Genomic DNA, 17,038 nt, shown 5'->3' with positions numbered 1-17,038 from the left:
ATGTAACTATATTTAACTAATTGAAACAAAATTCACGGATATTTGTAATCAGTATTTTTTCAGATGATCCCGTGCCAACACATTTTAATACGTTACTTTTATCTGATATGTCTATGATCAATATTGCAGAACGTCATAAGTTTATTCTCGGCAAGCTGCACGAGAAAGGATATGTTAATGTACTGGAGCTTTGTAAGGAGCTGGATGTATCGGGAGTGACTATACGAAAAGACCTGAAGCTGCTGGAGGATAAGTCGCTTTTGTTCCGCTCACACGGGGGCGCTACCGTTCACAATCCATATACGATGGATAAACCGGTGAATGAAAAAGAGAATATACGCCGGGAAGAAAAACAACTGATAGGTCATGCCGCCGCCGCGTTGATAGTGCCGAATGATGCCATCATTATTGCCTCCGGTACCTCTGTACAGGCGCTGGCAAAAAACATCCTGCCCAAGGGGCATCTTACGGTTATCACGGGCGCGCTGAATGTGGCGCTGGAACTGCTTCGCCGGCCGGAGATAGAAGTCATCCAGCTTGGTGGTCATCTGCGCAACAGCTCTACTTCCGTTACCGGGTCTTATGCAGAAAAGATACTGGAAGATTTTTCCTGCAGTAAACTATTCCTCGGTGTAGATGGTATCGACCTGGAATTTGGTCTTACCACTACCAATATCATGGAAGCGCACCTGAACCAGAAAATGATGGCTACCGCCCAGAAAACCATTGTGCTGGCAGATTCCAGCAAATTTGGCAAAAGAGGTTTCGGGCGCATTTGCTCCCTGGAAGAAATAGATGAAGTGATAACTGATAGCGGTATTTCAGAACATATTGTTAAGAAAATGGAAGATATGGGTGTGAAAGTAACGGTGGTGTAAGAGGAAGACTATCGCCTTCCCCTTCTGTTATTTTCAATACTCCGCAAACGCCCCGTCCTTATAACACCACAACCACCGCTCACCCGGCTCTGCGGAGGCTATCACCGGATGATCCGTTTCATGAAAATGCTGCGTCATATGCTTTGCTGGCGAATCGTCGCAGCAAAGTGTAACACCGCAGGTCTGACAGGTACGCAGATGCAGCCATTTGCCATGATGCTTTACGCATTCTTCGCAAACATGATCACTGCTTACTTTTACTTCCGTAATTGCTTCAAGGTGTGAACATAAAGCCATAAAAAATATTTTAAACTTCCGCCAGGTACTTATGCACCAGGCTAATACTCATAGAGCCTTCGCCCACAGCGGAGGCCACGCGGCTCATAGCGCCTGATCTTACATCGCCGGCCGCAAAGATGCCGGGGCAGCTGGTTTCCAGCAGGTAAGGATCACGCGTCAGCTTCCACAGTTTACCAAAATAATCAAATGATTTCATTTCCCGCCCGGTTTGTACATAACCTTTTTCATCTTTGATGATAAGATCACCCAGCCATTCGGTATAAGGCCTTGCACCAATAAAAATATACAACGCATCAGCAGGTACTTCTTTTACCTCATGGGTTTGCAGGTTTTCTATTTTCAGCTGCTCCAGCCGGTCGGTGCCCGATGCTTCCACTATTTCGCTGTTGTTCAGGATAGCGATATTGGCAATCTCACTGATCTGATCTATCAGGTAAGATGACATGGTAGCGTTCAGGTTTTCTTTCCTGATAACGATAAATACTTCCTTTGCAAACTTCGACAGGTATACGGCCGCCTGTCCGGCTGAATTGCCACCACCCAGTATATACACGCTCCGGTCGCGGCAGGAGGCAGCTTCCGTGGTAGCGGCGCCGTAGTAAATGCCTGCACCGGTAAATTGTGCGATGCCCGCAGTATCCAGCTTACGGTAGTCTACTCCCGTAGTAATCACTACTGCCCTGGCATTTATTTCGGTTCCGTTTTCCAGGCAAACGATCTTATAATCTGCTTTCAGTTTAATTTCCTTCACCGACTGCGGCGATAAAAATTCCGTACCAAACCTGGTAGCCTGGGTAATAGCGCGCCGGGTAAGCTCCGCCCCGCTCAGTCCCGACGGGAAGCCAAGATAGTTCTCAATACGGGAACTGGTGCCTGCCTGTCCGCCCGGTGCATGCCGTTCTATCAGCAGCGTTTTCAATCCTTCAGATGCGCCGTACACAGAAGCCGCCAGCCCTGCAGGTCCGGCGCCAATGATCACCACATCGTAGATCTCATTTTTAAGCGTGGGATTCAACCCTATTTTCGCGGCAAGATCAATGATGGCCGGGGACGGCATTACTTCTCCCTGCTCCAGTATTACCACCGGTAATGCCGATGTATCCAGGTTATTCAGCTGCAACAACAACTTTCCTTCGTCGCTGCCGGCATCAATAGTGTGATAGGGAATCAGGTTGCTGGCCAGAAATTCCTTGATGCGGTAAGCATCAGACGAAAAAGGATAACCAACTACTTTGATCCCCTGGAACTCAGGCCGGTAATTGGTTTGCCAGTCTTCCAGCAGATCATTGATAACAGGATACAATTTCTCTTCCGGCGGATCCCAGGGCTTTTGCAAATAATAATCCAGCCGTAATTCATTGATGGCTTTTATAGCTGCGTTGGTATCCGAATAAGCGGTAAGTAATACCCGTTTGGCAGCGGGAAATATTTCCATGGCCTGTTGCAGGAAATCAACGCCTTCCATTTCCGGCATCCGCTGATCAGAAATAAATATGGCTACCGTATCGTTCCTGTTTTTCAGCTCTACCAGGCTTTGCAATGCTTCGTTGGCAGAAAGCGTGCTTAAGATCCGGTACGATTTACGGTAATATGATTTCAGGTCCTGTGTGATCGCATTCAGCACCTGTCTGTCATCATCTATAACAAATATTATTGGCAAGCTCATATCTTCTTCATTAATTATTCTCTATGGGAAATGAAATGGTAAAAATTGTTTTGCCTGGTACAGAGGTTTGTTTCACAGATCCGCGATGACGCTGTACAATCTGCGATACCACATCCAATCCCAGCCCTGTTCCTTTTCCCAGGTCTTTGGTGGTAAAGAAAGGTTCAAATATACGCGACTGTATTTCTTCGGGAATCCCTGGTCCGTTGTCGGTAATTGTAACATGCACACATTGCCGGTCCTTTGTGGTGGCTATTTCCAGCCGTCCTTTTTTGCCGGGTTCCATGGCATCCAGCGCATTATCCACCAGGTTGGTCCATACCTGGTTCAGTTCCCCGGGCAGGGCTTTTATTTTGGGCAATGAGGCATCATAGTTTTCCACTATTTCCACGTTGCCTTTCCTGAACCGGTAGTCCAGCATGGTGAGTGTGTTGCGGATACCGGTATGAATATCTATAAATTGTTTGTCCGGTTCCTGGTCCATATAAGTATATCTTTTCACGGCGCTTACCAGGTCTGAAATTCTTTTTGAAGAGATCTGCAGGTCGCTTACCATCCTGTTTGCCTCCAGTGCGCCGTGTATCCAGCTGAAAATCACATCCAGGTGCGCAGGATCGAACAGCCTGCTGAAATCCTCTAATGCAGCGGGTTCCACACCATATTCTGCCAGTATTTCTGCTATTTCTATCCGGGAGATGTTTTTGCTGTCCAGCCAGTCCTCGATAGCAGTCGTTTTATCGGAAAGCTCCAGTACGGATATTGCTTTCGTTGGTTTGCCGGCCTGCCATTGCTGCAGGTTATCCACAATAGCAGTGGTTTGCTCCTGTGATAAGCACAGTGCCGCCATCTCTTTAAATATGGCGGGAATATGACTAACATTCTCAAACAGGTTATCTGAGCTTCTGCAGATGGCTGATACCGGGTTATTCAGTTCATGGGCCAGTCCGGCAGATAACTTTCCCAGCGCCATCATTTTTTCATTCTGTTGCTGGGAAGACGTGGTTTCGCGCACGCGGGTGGTCATAATATGCACGAGCGCTTCTGTTAGTTCGTAATGCTGTTCAATATGTGTTTTGATCTTTTCCGCCGGGCAAATCAGCACCCTGGTATCTTTCAGGCAAAGACCATTTCCAATGGCGTTCTTTACCCGGGAAAACGGAAGCCAGCCGGTGATATTATCATCGTTCAGTTCCACAATTTCCCGGTAGTGGCCATTGATGGTGGCGGAGATACGCACTTTACCAGAAATCAGAATGATGGTGGCTATTACCGGGTCGCCGGCTTTAAACAACAGTTCTCCTTCCGGCACCAGTTTCTCTTCCGATTGGGAAATCAGCCACTGCAGCTGTTCCAGCGGCACTTCCTTCAGGGAAGGAATATTTTTCAATTGAATGGCAGTGATGGGTTCCATATAAAAAGCGCTTAAAGTCTGTTTTCAAATATAAGCTTTCAGTCGCGGTTTTTACTGGTACTCCAAAAAGCAAAGGCCGCCCATGCGGGCGACCCTGCTTTCTTTTAACCAGTAATAAAGATATAGCTGCTTATTGCAATTCAAATGCGTCTTTCAGCCTGATATCGGCAGCCGAGGCGCCAATCATGAGGTCGAATGTACCTGGCTCGGCTGCCCATTGCAACTGGCTGTTAAAAAACGACAGTTTTTCCCTGCCGATCGTAAAATGAATGGTTTTACTTTCTCCCGGCTGTAGTTTTATCTTCTGAAAATCTTTCAGCTCTTTTACCGGCCTGGTAACGGATGCTTCCCTGTCTCTCAGGTACAGCTGTACAATTTCTTCGCCGGCATAAGCGCCGGTATTGGTGAGCTTAAATGCCACGTCGATCGTTTTACCGCCGCTTATTTTATTGGTGCTGAGCGTAAGTCCTTCGTATTTAAACGTGGTGTAGCTCAATCCGTATCCAAAGGGGAACAACGGATCATTGGGCACATCCAGGTAGTTGGAGTGAAATTTCTGGGTGGGGCCTTCCGGTTGAGGGCGGCCTGTATTTTTATAATTATAGTAGATGGGGATCTGTCCTACATTACGGGGAAAACTCATGGTGAGTTTTCCGGAAGGATTATAATTTCCGAAGAGAACATCGGCGATGGCGTTACCGGCCTCGTGGCCCTGGAACCAAACCTGCAGTAAAGAAGTAGCTTGTTCATTTTCAGTGGTGAGTGTCAATGGTCGTCCGCTCATTACCACTACCACCAATGGTTTGCCGGTTTGTGCGAGTGCGGTGAGCAGTTTACGCTGACTTTCAGGGATACCGATATCTGACCTGCTGGCGGCTTCCCCGCTCATTTCGGAGGCCTCTCCTACCACCGCTACCACCACATCTGCTTTAGCAGCTGTGGTAATCGCTTCTGTAAGCAGCTGTTCCGGTGTACGGGTATCGATATCAATCCTCTCACCAAATACATTTACTTTTTTGGCAAAACTGGTATCATCGCTGATGTTGGCGCCTTTGGCGTAAAGGATATGCACCCCGCTGCCGGCCACCTGTTTCATGCCATCGAGCACGGGTACGGATGTTGTGGCATCGCCGCTCACCGCCCAGGTACCCAGCATATTGCTTTTGTTATTGGCCAGGGGGCCTATCAGTGCAATGGCGCCCGACTTTTTCAGCGGCAATGTTTGGCGGTCGTTTTTTAGTAACACGCAGGAGCGTGTGCCCAGTTCCCGTGCTGCCTGTCTTTTATCTGCGCTCAGCACTTCTTTGGCAGCAGTAGCGGCATTGCAGTAGCGGAAAGGATCATCAAAGAGGCCGAGTTTATATTTTGCCTCCAGTACGCGCCGGCAGGCATCATTGATCTCAGCCAGTGTTACCTTATGTTCTTTGAGCGATTGTGGCAGCGTGGTCACAAAACCTTCGCCTACCATGTCCATATCCACACCGGCTTTTAGCGCCAGCGCCGATACGGTTTGCAGGTTACCAAGGCCATGCGCCGTCATTTCGTTGATAGCGGTGTAATCGGTTACCACAAAGCCTTTAAAGCCCCATTGTTTGCGGAGCAGGTCTGTAAGCAGCCATTTGTTGGCCGTAGCCGGGATACCGTCAATTTCATTGAAGGAAGTCATAACACTACCCGCGCCGGCATCAATAGCTGCTTTATATGGGGGCAGGTAGTATTCGTACATTTTGATGCGGCTCATGTCCGTGGTATTGTAATCCCTGCCTGCCTCCGCAGCGCCATACAGGGCGAAGTGTTTTACACAGGCCATTACGCTGTTTTTGTCACCCAGCTGTTTTCCCTGGTAGCCATGTACCATGGCGGCGGCTATTTTTGAGCCGAGATAAGTATCTTCCCCGGAGCCTTCGGCTACGCGGCCCCAGCGCGGATCGCGGGCAATGTCCACCATCGGGGAATATACCCAGCAAAGGCCGTCGGCGCTGGCTTCTGTTGCTGCCAGTCTTGCGCTATGTTCAATCAGCGGTAAATCCCAGCTGCACGATAGTCCCAGTGGAATAGGGAAAGTGGTTTTGTATCCGTGGATCACATCCGATCCAAAGATCAGCGGAATTTTAAGCCTGCTTTTGGTAACTGCGAGTTCCTGTGCCTGCCGGATCTTTTCTACACCAATTATCCCAAACAAACCACCCACATTGCCTTTACTGATCTTTGTCTCCACATCGCTGCTTACTATCGAACCTGTTGCCACGCCGCCACCCGGTGTAAGCAGGTTAAGCTGGCCTATCTTTTCCTCCAGCGTCATTTTCGCCATCAGTGCATTGATGAAGGTATTCATTTTTGCCGTTGATGTTTGCGCCTGTACGTGGCCCGCAGCCAGCAATATCACTGCTGCAACCACGCTTTTAAAACGGGTACGTTTATGTTTCATGCTGTTTGTTTTATTCAGATTTTATCACTTTTGTTCTGGCTGATACGCCGTTTTCATTAATGGCCTCTATACAGAAATAATAGGGGCGGTCTTTATCCATTCCTTTGAAGTAATAGTCGTTGTTGTTATGCACCATGATGCAGCTATACAATTTATCCGGTGAAGTGCCGGTGTAAATGTTATACGCATAGGCGTTATCTACCGGCGACCATTTGATCCATGCACTTCGTTTATCCTTCTCCGTGCGAAGCACCAGCAGGTCTTTCACCGTATCCGGTACGGCGCCGTTACCATTGCCAAATACCCTTAACCCGCTGAGTGCAAACTTTCCGCCGGGCATATGAATGTTTTCCATTTTTATATAACGCGCCTGCACCGGCTTTGTTAACTCAATATAATCGTGGGGCACATCTTTCCGTTGTTTGCTTTTATCTGCCAGCATCTTCCAATGCTTTCCATCTTCCGAAAACCAAAGTATATACTGGTGATAAATATCCGTTTGCTTACCCAAAAAAGGAGCATCCTGGTCCGCATAATTCACCTGTACTGCATTTACATGGCTTACTTTACCAAGGTCTGTTTGTATCCATTCACCTTTGTTGCCGGTAGCCGCGCTCCAGTAAGTTTTTATACTTTCATCCACTGCATTATTGGGAAGATACCCGCCGTATACGGAAGATACAGTAACAGGCTTGTTATAGTTCAGCAGCATCCAGCCGGTAAACCCTGCATTATCAAAAGCACTGGTATCTGCGTTCCGGGAAATATAATGTGGATAATCCCCGAAAGAGGTATTGCAAAACATCACTTCCTCCTTATCGAAGCCCGCCGGCCAGTAACCGATACGCCGCTCGAAGCTGTTTTTCACGGAAATAACCATGGTAGATACATGCCACCAAAAGCCCTTATTATCCTGGAAAGTGGCGCCATGACCAGCGCCACGGGCATAACCCCCAGGCTTATACGAAACGGGATCCGGCTGTGGTGTAAAAGGTCCAAGCGGATGATCGCCTACCACTACCCCATCGGCATAGCCGCTGAACTCTGTTCCAGGAGCTCCATATTGCAGGTAATATTTTCCATGATGTTTTGTCATCCAGGCGCCTTCAATGAAAGGGTCCAGGAAGGTGTTATCCAGGTTTTCCCCAAACCGTTGCCAGCCATAGCGATCCGGCTCCAGCAGGTACATTTCCTTACGCGTGCCTTTGGGTTGCAGGGTTGTACGATCCATTTCCACGCCGTACAGGGGGTAGCGGTTACTGCTGCCATTATACATATACAGGCGGCCATCATCATCTGCAAAAAAAGCCGGGTCCCAGCCGCCTATCTGCAGTGAGTCTATCGCTTCTTTCCATTTATTGCCTTTGGGGTCAGTGCTCATCCAAATGGGGAAATCGCTGGTATAGGTAGAGCCGAATACCAGCAGCGTATCGCCCATTACCCAGGCGGCGGGAGCGCATAATTCGTCGTATACATGATGATACGGTTTCAGGAATTTCCGCTCCACAAAATGCCAATTGAGCAAATCGGGACTCCACCAGTATCCCCATTGATTGGTTGAAAACAGGTAGTAGTCCCCTTTATAATTCACGATCACCGGATCTGCGGTAGCGCGGTGTTTTCCCCAGGTGGTAAAGTTGGGAATAGGACAATAACCATAATCAATATTCACGGGATTGCAATAGGTAGTTTGTGCATTTGTATCCGTGCTTATTAACATCAGTATCAGTACATATATCCATCTTCTCATTACAACTATTTTTCTGCCATTTCAAAATCAAGTTTCTTCAGTCCCTGCTTTACTTCCGGGCAACTCATAAACAACTTCCACAGCAACCCTGTGCGGTAATTTTCTATCATCACAATAATAGGCCCCTGGTCTATAGCCAGGTGTGACTCCGCATACCATTGTTTGCTTTCGTTGAAGGCATCTGCAAAACCGTATTCCGTCCAGATCTTATCTCCCAGGTCATAATAAAAATGCTTCAGCGCCTGCATGGAATATTCAGGCGTATACGGGAAAGCAGATAAAGCCGCTGTGGGCGTAATAGTGCCCCAGTCGTTCTCCGGTGAATGTGCATTGTAGCCATCATAGGTATCACTGGCGGTGAGCCCCCAGCAGTTGGCGCCATATCCTTTAAATCCTTTTGGATTGCGGATGCAGTGTTCGCGGTTGATCAACGTATGATGCAGGTTCTGTTCCCAGTAATCGGCGTAACGGTCTTTCAGCCCATGGGGATTTAGCCCCAGGAAAGAATAATGGGAGAAGAACAGCGGCCCGCCGTAATCGAATCCCAGCGGCAGTTTGATGCCATAAAAAGTACGGTCGTTCCTAAAATAAATATTATTCACCCAGCCCTGGTGATATACTTCCGGGTTGATGGAATAACGGGGAGAAGAAGCTGCCAGTACGTAGGTGATCAAACATTCGTTCCAGCCCTTTATTTCGTGGTTCATACTCCAGCCGTTGTTAGGACTCCAATGCCAGTATAACACATTGCGGCCGCCTTGCGTGTACCAGTTCCATTCTGTTTCATTCCAGGTCCAGTTGATCTTATTACGTAGGTCCGTTTCCGTTGGGGAGTCATTATTGAAATACTGACGGGCGCAGAGCAATCCCTGGAAAAGGAAGGATGTTTCCACCAGGTCGCCCCCATCGTCTTTACGGCTGAAGGGGATCGTTTTCCCGGTGGCGCCGTTCAGCCAGTGTGGAAAAACGCCATGATAGCTATCTGCTTTGCGGAGGAAGTTCACTATTTTCAATAACCGCTCCCCCGCGGCTTCGCGGGTGATCCATTTACGTTCAGCCGCTACAATAATAGCCATTACGCCAAAGCCCGTACCACCGGTGGTAACCACTTCATCGCCATAATCAGTTTTGTTGCTGCGTTCGCGCGCCATGCCGGATACCGGGTGACCAAAATCCCAGAAGTAGCGGAAGGTTTGTTTTTGCACCAGTTCCAATAGCTGATCGTCTGATAATTTCTGGCGGGGCGCCTGGGTTTTCTTTTGTGCCATAGCAGGCTGCAACAGGAAAAACAAACAGCCAACAAAAAGTATATACTTCATTATTTTTCTTTTTTAAAGATGAGGGCTGGTAAAGCCCAGGTTATGCATACCGGTTTTTATTTCAGGGCAGCTCATTAACAGGTTCCACAATAACCCGCTGCGGTAGTTCTCTATCATTACTATCACCGGCCCCTGGTCGATAGCCAGGAAAGAGTCCGCAAACCAAAGGTGCTGCAGCGAGAAAGCGTCTGTAAACCCATATTCCTTCCATATCCTATCGCCCAGTTTATAATAAAAAAAATGCAGCGCCTGCATGGACTCCTGCGGTGTATACGGAAACGACGACAGTGCAGCTGTGGGGGCAATAACGCCCACATCGTTTGCAGGTGAGCTGGCCGTATAGCCGTTGGGGATATCGCTGGCAGTAAGTCCCCAGCAATCCGGGCCATAGCCATAATTATTTCCCGGGTTGGCTACACAATACGCATAATTGATGCGGGTATGATTCACCACCTGTTCTTCATAACCGGCATAAGCATCCTTTAATCCTTTGGGATTGATGCCCAGGAAGGAGTAGTGAGAGAAAAACAGCGGTCCTCCCAAAGCAGGGCCCAGTGGCAATTTGATGCCATAATACGAATTATTGTTACGCATAGCGCCGTTGCCTGCCCAACCGCTGTCGTAAGTGGCTTTGGGTACAGGCGTTTGAGCGGATGCAGCGAGAATGTAGGTAATAAGACATTCGTTCCATCCTTTCACCGGCATATTCATATCCCATTTATACTCATTGCTCCAGTGCCAGTACAGCACGTTGGCATTATCTTTCCTGAACCAGTTCCATTCCACCGCGTTACAAATGGCATTGATATCATTTCGTAGCTGCGTTTCCGTTACATCAGCATTTTTGAAGTATTGGCGTGCAGCCAGGAGTCCCTGGATGAGATAGGAAGTTTCCACCAGGTCGGCGCCGTTATCTTTTTCACTGAAGGGAATAGCTGCGCCGGTGCTGCCATTGATCCAGTGCGGGAAGGCGCCGTGAAAGCGCGCCGCTTTGGCGCCGAGGAAGGTAGTTATTTGCCGTATGCGCGAAAGCCCCTCGCTGCGGGTAATAAAATGACGTTCTATACCGGTAATAATAGCCATAATGCCAAACCCCGAACCACCGGAAGTAACAGTTTCCCCACTGGTATTTCTTTCCCTGGCAAGGCCGCTCACGGGGTGACCGAAGTTCCAGAAGTATTTAAAGGTTTGTTGCTGTACCAGGGTAAGCAGCGCATCATCGGAAATACGGGGAAACTTGTCGGTACTGTCTATGGCTGTTACCAGTGAGAGGGACACTGCTGTTTGCAATTTTGTGTTCTTCACCGACAGTAAACCAACACCTGCATTTATCGTATAGGCGGCAAGGTTAGAGAGCGGCGTTACGGGTTTTAACACCAGGGTACTGTCGCCATGCTCCCATGCAACATTGTACGGCACGTTGCCATTACTGCCTGTAAAGGAACAGGCTGCCGCAACGGAATTGCGTTGTACTGCATCAGAAAAAGCAATCCTGATAGCGGGTTGTGTACCTGTGCCATAGTAGGAAAAGCCGGCAGACACTTTGTCTACGCTCAGCGACCGGAAACTGAAAGACGGCGGCGTAACGGGCGGAGGCGACGTATTGTCGCCCCCGCCCTTACTGCATCCTGCTGTTATTATCATTAATAAGCAAGCTATACGCTTCATATAAAACTATTTACCCCGTCCTTCCAGTTTTACGAGGGCGCTTACATCTGCTTCTTCCAATGCTTTATTATAAATCCTCACTTCGTCGAGGCCGCCGGTGAGATAGCTGGCCCAGTCCTGCGCTGTAGCTTCAGAAGTAAGACTGGGAACGGTCTGGAACTGCGAGGTACCAAATACCATTTTGCCCGGGCTCACGAACTGCAGCGGTCCTCCGCCGGTAACCACCTGTGTGGCGATCCTCAGGCCGTTTACATATACCTTAAAAGAATCCACGCCGTTGTAAGACAAGGCGAAGCTGGTCCATCTTCCCCATACGTTCTGCACATCATAATTGCCCAGCCATGCTTCTCCATGCGAGCTGGCCACGTGCATTTTCAGCACGGCCTTTGTATCCGTGCTGCCGTTCTCAAAAAAGATATCGATGTTACCCCAGAAGCTTTTGGTATTGCTAAGGCTCAGCAGTTCTACGATACCGTTGGTGTTTTGCGGATTATTTACCCACAGGGAAATGGTGAATGCTTTAAGGCCGGTGATGGATGTTCCCGGTGTAAACAAGGCATATGCCTTATCCGCGCCTTTAAGCGCACTGCCTTTAATACCGGTGGTAAAGGAAGTGCCGTGGTTATCGCAGCTTGTATTAGAAACACTGTCTGTCAGGTCGCCATTGAACCCCCAGTAGGCCACCAGGTTGCCCGGGGCGATTTCGGAAGCGGCGGTATAGCCACCGATCGACAATGCCGGCTTGTAGCTGTCGGCATCAAACTTTTTATAACAGGATGATGCAAACAGTGTGATAGCTGCCAGCAGTATGTATGTTTGATATCTGAAGTTCATAGTAGTTGTATTAGAAATTAGTAGCCTGGGTTTTGTGTGAGTGTACCTGCGCTAACATCAATTTCATTCTGCGGAACGGGCCATACTTCATTTTTTCCTGTCACGAAGCCTTTAGGGCCAAACACGGCGGCAGCTCTTCCCTGGCGGATCACATCAAAATAGCGGTCGTTTTCCATAGCCAGTTCCACTCTTCTTTCATGCCAGATAGCATTGCGTAATGCATCTTTATTGGTAGTGGTTACATCCGGAAGAATAGCAGCGTTACCAGCGCGTGCGCGGGCCCTTACTGCATTCAGGGAGGTAAGTGCCTGGGCAGTATTGCCTTGTTCGTTGGCGGCTTCCGCATTCATCAGCAGTACTTCCGAATAGCGGATCACGCGAACATTCTGATCAGCGCCTTCTGTGTAGCCGGTTACAAACAAACGGAAAGGCACATACGATTTTTGATTGAACCTCGGGTTATCACCGGTGGGAGGAATAAGATCGCCTTCCGGTGTGGTTTCTCCCCTGAAGATGATGGTAGCATCTCTCCGCGGATCGCCGGATTCATATTCGCTTACGAGGCTTTGAGTAGGCACATTGAAGCCCCAGCCGCCGCCTACAACGCCTTTCACTCCCTGGATCTGTGAGTATTGGGAATTAGAAGCGTCTTTACTGTTCAGGATCAGCTGGCACTGGATTTCAAAAACGGATTCTTTGGCGTTTTCGTTAGCGATGCGGAACAGCTGTTCATAATTGGGAAACAGCGTATATCCGAGTGCCATTACCTGGTTGGTATAATCGAGTACATCCGGCCATTTCTTCAGGTACATGGCAACCTTTGCGTGAAGCGCCAGTGCAGCGCCTTTGGTGGCACGTCCTGCATCGGAGGCGGGATATGCCGGCGGTAAACCCGCTGCGGCTTCCGTCAGATCTTTTTCAATAGCCGCCCATACTTCTTCCTTTGGCGATCTTGGCAAATTATATTCGCTGGCATCCACTGCTATTTTCAAACGCAGTGGCACATCGCCAAAGGCGCGTACCAACCTGAAATATGCGTATGCGCGTACAAATTTAGCTTCAGCGAGATAGCGGCTTTTGAGCGCCTCGTCCATTGTGATGGCAGGAATATTATCCAGTACCTGGTTACAGAAATTGATTTCCTGGTATTGTGATCTCCAGTAGTCGAAGATTTGTCCTTCTGTGGCGGTTACGGAAAAATCGTCGTACTTATTGAGGAAGCTGGCATCGGCTGTGTTACTTCCTTTTTCGGCGTCATCGGAGCCAAGGCTTTCAATGGCTATGGCGGCAAACCCTACCTGTTTCCATTCGCGGAGATTTGCATAAATAGCGTTTACTGCTTTGGTAGCATCTGCTTCATCTTTCCAGAACTGCTCGCTCGGCTGCTGCCCCTGTGGCGGCACATCAAGAAATGATTTCCCGCAACCTGCGATGGCCAGTAACGCCGGCAATATAACGCCACCGGCTAAACGTTGTATATTAAGTTGAGTATTTCGTTTCATAACAAGTCTGCTTTATTATCAGAAAGTAACATTTACACCAAAATTGTAGGTTGCATAGAGTGGGTATACGTTAGTATCAATACCCATTTCCCTGATCTTACCGCCAATTTCCGGTGTGAATCCCCTGTATTGGAAGAAGTTGAACGCATTTTGTGCATTTGCAAATACGCGCAGGTTTTTCATGCCCCATTTTTCCGTCATAGCAGCGGGGAAGTTATATCCCAGCTGGATGTTCCTGATCCTGAAGTAGCTGCCGTTTTCCACGAAGAAGGAGTTGGGCAGGTAGTTATCGCGGCCGCCGATGAAAGCAGAAGGATAGGTATTGGAAGTACCTTGTCCATGCCAGCGTTTATCATAAAAATCTTTTGTAAAATTTTCATTACCAAAGCGCGCACCGAGGTTTACATTGTATACATCTACCCCTGCAACGCCCTGGAAATCGAGGGTAAGATCAAACTGCTTCCACGAGAAAAAGGTATTGATACCATAACTGAAACGTGGATTGGGATTACCCAGCGGCACGCGGTCGTTAGCATCAATAACGCCATCAGGCACCCCTTTTGGTCCGCTTACATCCCTGTATTTAAAGTCGCCGGCCCTTGCTTTGGGTTGTGCTGAGTTCAATGCTTCCGCATCTGTCTGGAAAATTCCATCTACCAAATAACCAATAAACTCGCCAATGGGTCTGTCAAGCATGGTACGGGTGCTCAGTGCACCACTGGTGAGACCACCGCCACCGCCGTAAATGGGATTTTTACCAGATACCACACTTAATACTTTGTTTTCGTTATACCCGAGGTTACCGCCAACGGAGTAGGTAAAGTCTTTCTTTATCTGGCTTTTCCAGCTTAATGCAAGTTCAAAGCCACGGTTCTGAAAATCGGCCTGGTTGGCGATAATGGTACCGGAGTTAGTACCCAGGTTCCCCGGGAGATTTACATCAAAAATGGCACGTTTTGTTTTGCGGTTGTAAACTCCTGCTTCCAGGTACAAGCGGTTATTAAGCATACTTGCTTCCAGTCCTATATCTGTGCCCACGCCTCTTTCCCAGTAGGTAGTGCGGGGTACTACAGAGTTAATGCTGGCGCCGGTGTTCACAATACCCCCGAAAATAGCCGTCAGGTAAGGGTCCTGGGCTACCTTCAACACGGAGATATCGGAAGGAACGGAGGCATTGCCTACCTGGCCCCAGCTACCGCGTAATTTCAGGTTATCGAAGAAGTGCTGTTGCTTCATAAAGCTTTCTTCGCTTACAATCCAGCCCACCCCTACAGAAGGGAAGTAACCCCAGCGCTGATCGCCGTAAAAGCGGGAGGAGCCATCGGCGCGCAGCGAAGTATTGAGCAGGTACCTGTTTTTAAAGGAATAATTGATCCTTCCGAAGTAAGACGACACGGTATAGATGGTTCCTTCATCTGTTATTTCCCTTCCGGATGTACTGCCCAGTCTCAGGTACATATCTCCTTCACTGTTATTCGGCACATTAGGTGCAGTAGCAGTAAGCTTATAGGTTTGATAACGTTGTGCCCCCTGGCCCACTAATACTTTCAGGTCGTGGTCCCTGAATTTATTCTGATAGGTTAATGTATTTTCCACTATCCAGTTGCGGGTATCGGTATTTTCGCGGGTGAGTTTACTGTTGGTGGCGCGTTGCGCGATGGTAGCTGCAAACACGGGCACATAATTGCGCATCAGGTTCTCGCCGTATTCCCCGCCCACACTGGCGTGGAAGGTAAAATGTTTAGCAAACTGCAGATCGGCATATACGCTACCGGTAACCGTTTGTTTCCTGGTGAACTGGTTGAAAAAGTCGAGTGTTGCCTGCGGGTTGAAATTCGCACCTTCCCCGAGGTTATAATCGTTCGGATCGCCATAAGTGCCATCCGCATAATGTACCGGTACTATGGGTCCTGCAGCGTATAGCTGGCGCCAGATAAAATCGGGAACATCATTTGATTTATTGGCAGATGCGGTAACGGTGTAACCGATCTTCAACGGTTCAAATACCTGGAAATCGTTTTGTAACCGGGCTGTGTAGCGGGTAAAATCGTTGGTATTCACCAAACCTTGCTGGTGCAGATAACCCAGGGAGAAATTATAGGTAGATTTATCTGATCCACCGCTTAAAGATAGCTGGTGATTGGTGATCAGTGCGTTCCTCAGTGTTTGGTGATACCAATCGGTACCTCGTCCAAATTGGGAAGGGTCGTCAAACAGGGGAGCATTATCATTGCGTTCCTGCAGTTCATTTACCAGTGTGGCGTATTGGCTGGCATCCGCCATTTTCACATCATTGGTCACTTTCTGGTAGCCTACATAGCCGTTATAGTTCACGGCTGGTTTGCCGGATTTTCCTTTTTTAGTAGTAATGAGCACCACACCGTTTGCCGCGCGTATCCCATAAATAGCCTCACTGGAAGCATCTTTCAGGATACTCATATTTTCGATATCCGCAGGGTTGAGGAAGTTGATATCATCATACCATACACCATCCACCACATATAAAGGATTGGCGCTGCCATATACAGTGCCCACACCACGGATCTTGATTTCAGGGGCGGCGCCGGGCTTTCCCATATTGGTAATGGTAACACCGGGCACTTTTCCCTGGAGGGCGCTTACCGCGTTATTGATGGGTTGTTTATTGATCTCTTCTCCTTTAACCTGGCTGATAGCGCCTGTAACATCTACTTTGCGCTGCACGCCATACCCCACTACCACTACCTGTTCCACCATGCTTACTGATTCAACCAGGGCTATATTGATCACCGAACGGCTGTTCACCGGTATTTCCTGGCTGGTAAAACCAATAAAGGATACCAGTAAGGTAGCGTTTTCGGGCACCGTGAGCGTATAGGTGCCATCCGGGCCTGTAACGGTTCCGCGGGAAGTACCTTTAACACTGATGGTAGCACCGGGCACCGGTGTATTTCCATCTTTACTGGTTACCTTACCGGTGATTTTGATGTCCTGCAGCTCACCGGTATTGGCCATGATCACTACAAGATTGTTCTCAATCACTTTATATTTAAGGCCTGTGTTGTTCAGTATTTCGCTCATGAGGTCTGCCAGACGTGTGTTGGTTACATCCACATCCACTTTCTTCCTGATATCTTTCAATGCGTTATTATACAGGAAACGGTATTCGCCTTGTTTTTCAATGCTACTCAGCACTTTGGCGATCTCTGTTTCTTTGAGCCGGAGGGTTATTGTTCCCTGCCCCTTCGCATTGGCAGATACCTGGAGCACACCTGCCAGCAGCAGTACGGCGGTCCAATTCAT

General features: G+C 48.5%; 11 protein-coding genes. 1 reads left to right on the top strand and 10 read right to left on the bottom strand.

Translation table 11 applies throughout. The features are described 5' to 3' along the window. Positions 1-107 precede the first annotated feature (107 nt). Positions 108-878 (top strand): DeoR/GlpR family DNA-binding transcription regulator, encoded by a 771-nt coding sequence (locus tag VN105_RS29070; RefSeq protein WP_325646882.1) that lies wholly within the window; start codon positions 108-110, stop codon positions 876-878. Positions 879-911: 33 nt separating this feature from the next. Here VN105_RS29070 and VN105_RS29065 read toward each other — a convergent pair whose 3' ends face one another. The 10 genes from VN105_RS29065 to VN105_RS29020 form a co-directional block, all read right to left on the bottom strand. Continuing rightward, positions 912-1,175 carry a UBP-type zinc finger domain-containing protein gene (locus VN105_RS29065; RefSeq protein WP_325646881.1) on the bottom strand — a complete coding sequence of 88 codons (264 nt, stop codon included), beginning with the start codon at positions 1,173-1,175 and terminating at the stop codon, positions 912-914. A gap of 10 nt (positions 1,176-1,185) precedes the next feature. Then, complete coding sequence (locus VN105_RS29060; protein WP_325646879.1) at positions 1,186-2,844, bottom strand: FAD-dependent oxidoreductase; 1,659 nt, start codon at positions 2,842-2,844, stop codon at positions 1,186-1,188. A 10-nt stretch (positions 2,845-2,854) separates the two neighbouring features. Further along, positions 2,855-4,255, bottom strand: a complete 1,401-nt coding sequence (locus tag VN105_RS29055; protein ID WP_325646877.1) for an ATP-binding protein — start codon at positions 4,253-4,255, stop codon at positions 2,855-2,857. 130 nt (positions 4,256-4,385) lie between these two features. Then, entirely contained in the window at positions 4,386-6,683 is a 2,298-nt protein-coding gene (gene bglX, locus VN105_RS29050) for a beta-glucosidase BglX (RefSeq protein ID WP_325646875.1), read from the bottom strand. Between the two features lie 10 nt (positions 6,684-6,693). Next, on the bottom strand, positions 6,694-8,433 hold the full coding sequence (locus tag VN105_RS29045; protein WP_325646873.1) for a family 43 glycosylhydrolase: 1,740 nt from the start codon (positions 8,431-8,433) through the stop codon (positions 6,694-6,696). 5 nt (positions 8,434-8,438) lie between these two features. Beyond that, positions 8,439-9,752 (bottom strand): glucoamylase family protein, encoded by a 1,314-nt coding sequence (locus VN105_RS29040; protein WP_325646871.1) that lies wholly within the window; start codon positions 9,750-9,752, stop codon positions 8,439-8,441. Positions 9,753-9,764: 12 nt separating this feature from the next. After that, positions 9,765-11,420, bottom strand: a complete 1,656-nt coding sequence (locus VN105_RS29035; RefSeq protein ID WP_325646869.1) for a glucoamylase family protein — start codon at positions 11,418-11,420, stop codon at positions 9,765-9,767. 6 nt (positions 11,421-11,426) lie between these two features. Further along, complete coding sequence (locus VN105_RS29030; RefSeq protein WP_325646867.1) at positions 11,427-12,254, bottom strand: LamG-like jellyroll fold domain-containing protein; 828 nt, start codon at positions 12,252-12,254, stop codon at positions 11,427-11,429. 17 nt (positions 12,255-12,271) lie between these two features. Then, positions 12,272-13,756: a RagB/SusD family nutrient uptake outer membrane protein gene (locus VN105_RS29025; RefSeq protein ID WP_325646865.1), complete on the bottom strand. Its 1,485-nt coding sequence runs from the start codon at positions 13,754-13,756 to the stop codon at positions 12,272-12,274. Between the two features lie 18 nt (positions 13,757-13,774). After that, positions 13,775-17,038, bottom strand: a 3,264-nt coding sequence (locus VN105_RS29020; protein ID WP_325646863.1) for a TonB-dependent receptor, incomplete at its 5' end; no start/stop codon positions are given.

The organism is Chitinophaga sp. (assembly GCF_035564935.1).
Lineage (GTDB): Bacteria > Bacteroidota > Bacteroidia > Chitinophagales > Chitinophagaceae > Chitinophaga.
This window is presented reverse-complemented; position numbering and strand designations above follow the sequence as displayed.

What these genes read in the sequence shown, in the direction of transcription:
- bglX (WP_325646875.1), bottom strand. Translation starts at nt 6,683, where the DNA reads ATGAAACATAAACGTACCCGTTTTAAAAGCGTGGTTGCAGCAGTGATA.
- VN105_RS29045 (WP_325646873.1), bottom strand. Translation starts at nt 8,433, where the DNA reads ATGAGAAGATGGATATATGTACTGATACTGATGTTAATAAGCACGGAT.
- VN105_RS29035 (WP_325646869.1), bottom strand. Translation starts at nt 11,420, where the DNA reads ATGAAGCGTATAGCTTGCTTATTAATGATAATAACAGCAGGATGCAGT.
- VN105_RS29055 (WP_325646877.1), bottom strand. Translation starts at nt 4,255, where the DNA reads ATGGAACCCATCACTGCCATTCAATTGAAAAATATTCCTTCCCTGAAG.
- VN105_RS29030 (WP_325646867.1), bottom strand. Translation starts at nt 12,254, where the DNA reads ATGAACTTCAGATATCAAACATACATACTGCTGGCAGCTATCACACTG.
- VN105_RS29040 (WP_325646871.1), bottom strand. Translation starts at nt 9,752, where the DNA reads ATGAAGTATATACTTTTTGTTGGCTGTTTGTTTTTCCTGTTGCAGCCT.
- VN105_RS29025 (WP_325646865.1), bottom strand. Translation starts at nt 13,756, where the DNA reads ATGAAACGAAATACTCAACTTAATATACAACGTTTAGCCGGTGGCGTT.
- VN105_RS29065 (WP_325646881.1), bottom strand. Translation starts at nt 1,175, where the DNA reads ATGGCTTTATGTTCACACCTTGAAGCAATTACGGAAGTAAAAGTAAGC.
- VN105_RS29060 (WP_325646879.1), bottom strand. Translation starts at nt 2,844, where the DNA reads ATGAGCTTGCCAATAATATTTGTTATAGATGATGACAGACAGGTGCTG.
- VN105_RS29070 (WP_325646882.1), top strand. Translation starts at nt 108, where the DNA reads ATGTCTATGATCAATATTGCAGAACGTCATAAGTTTATTCTCGGCAAG.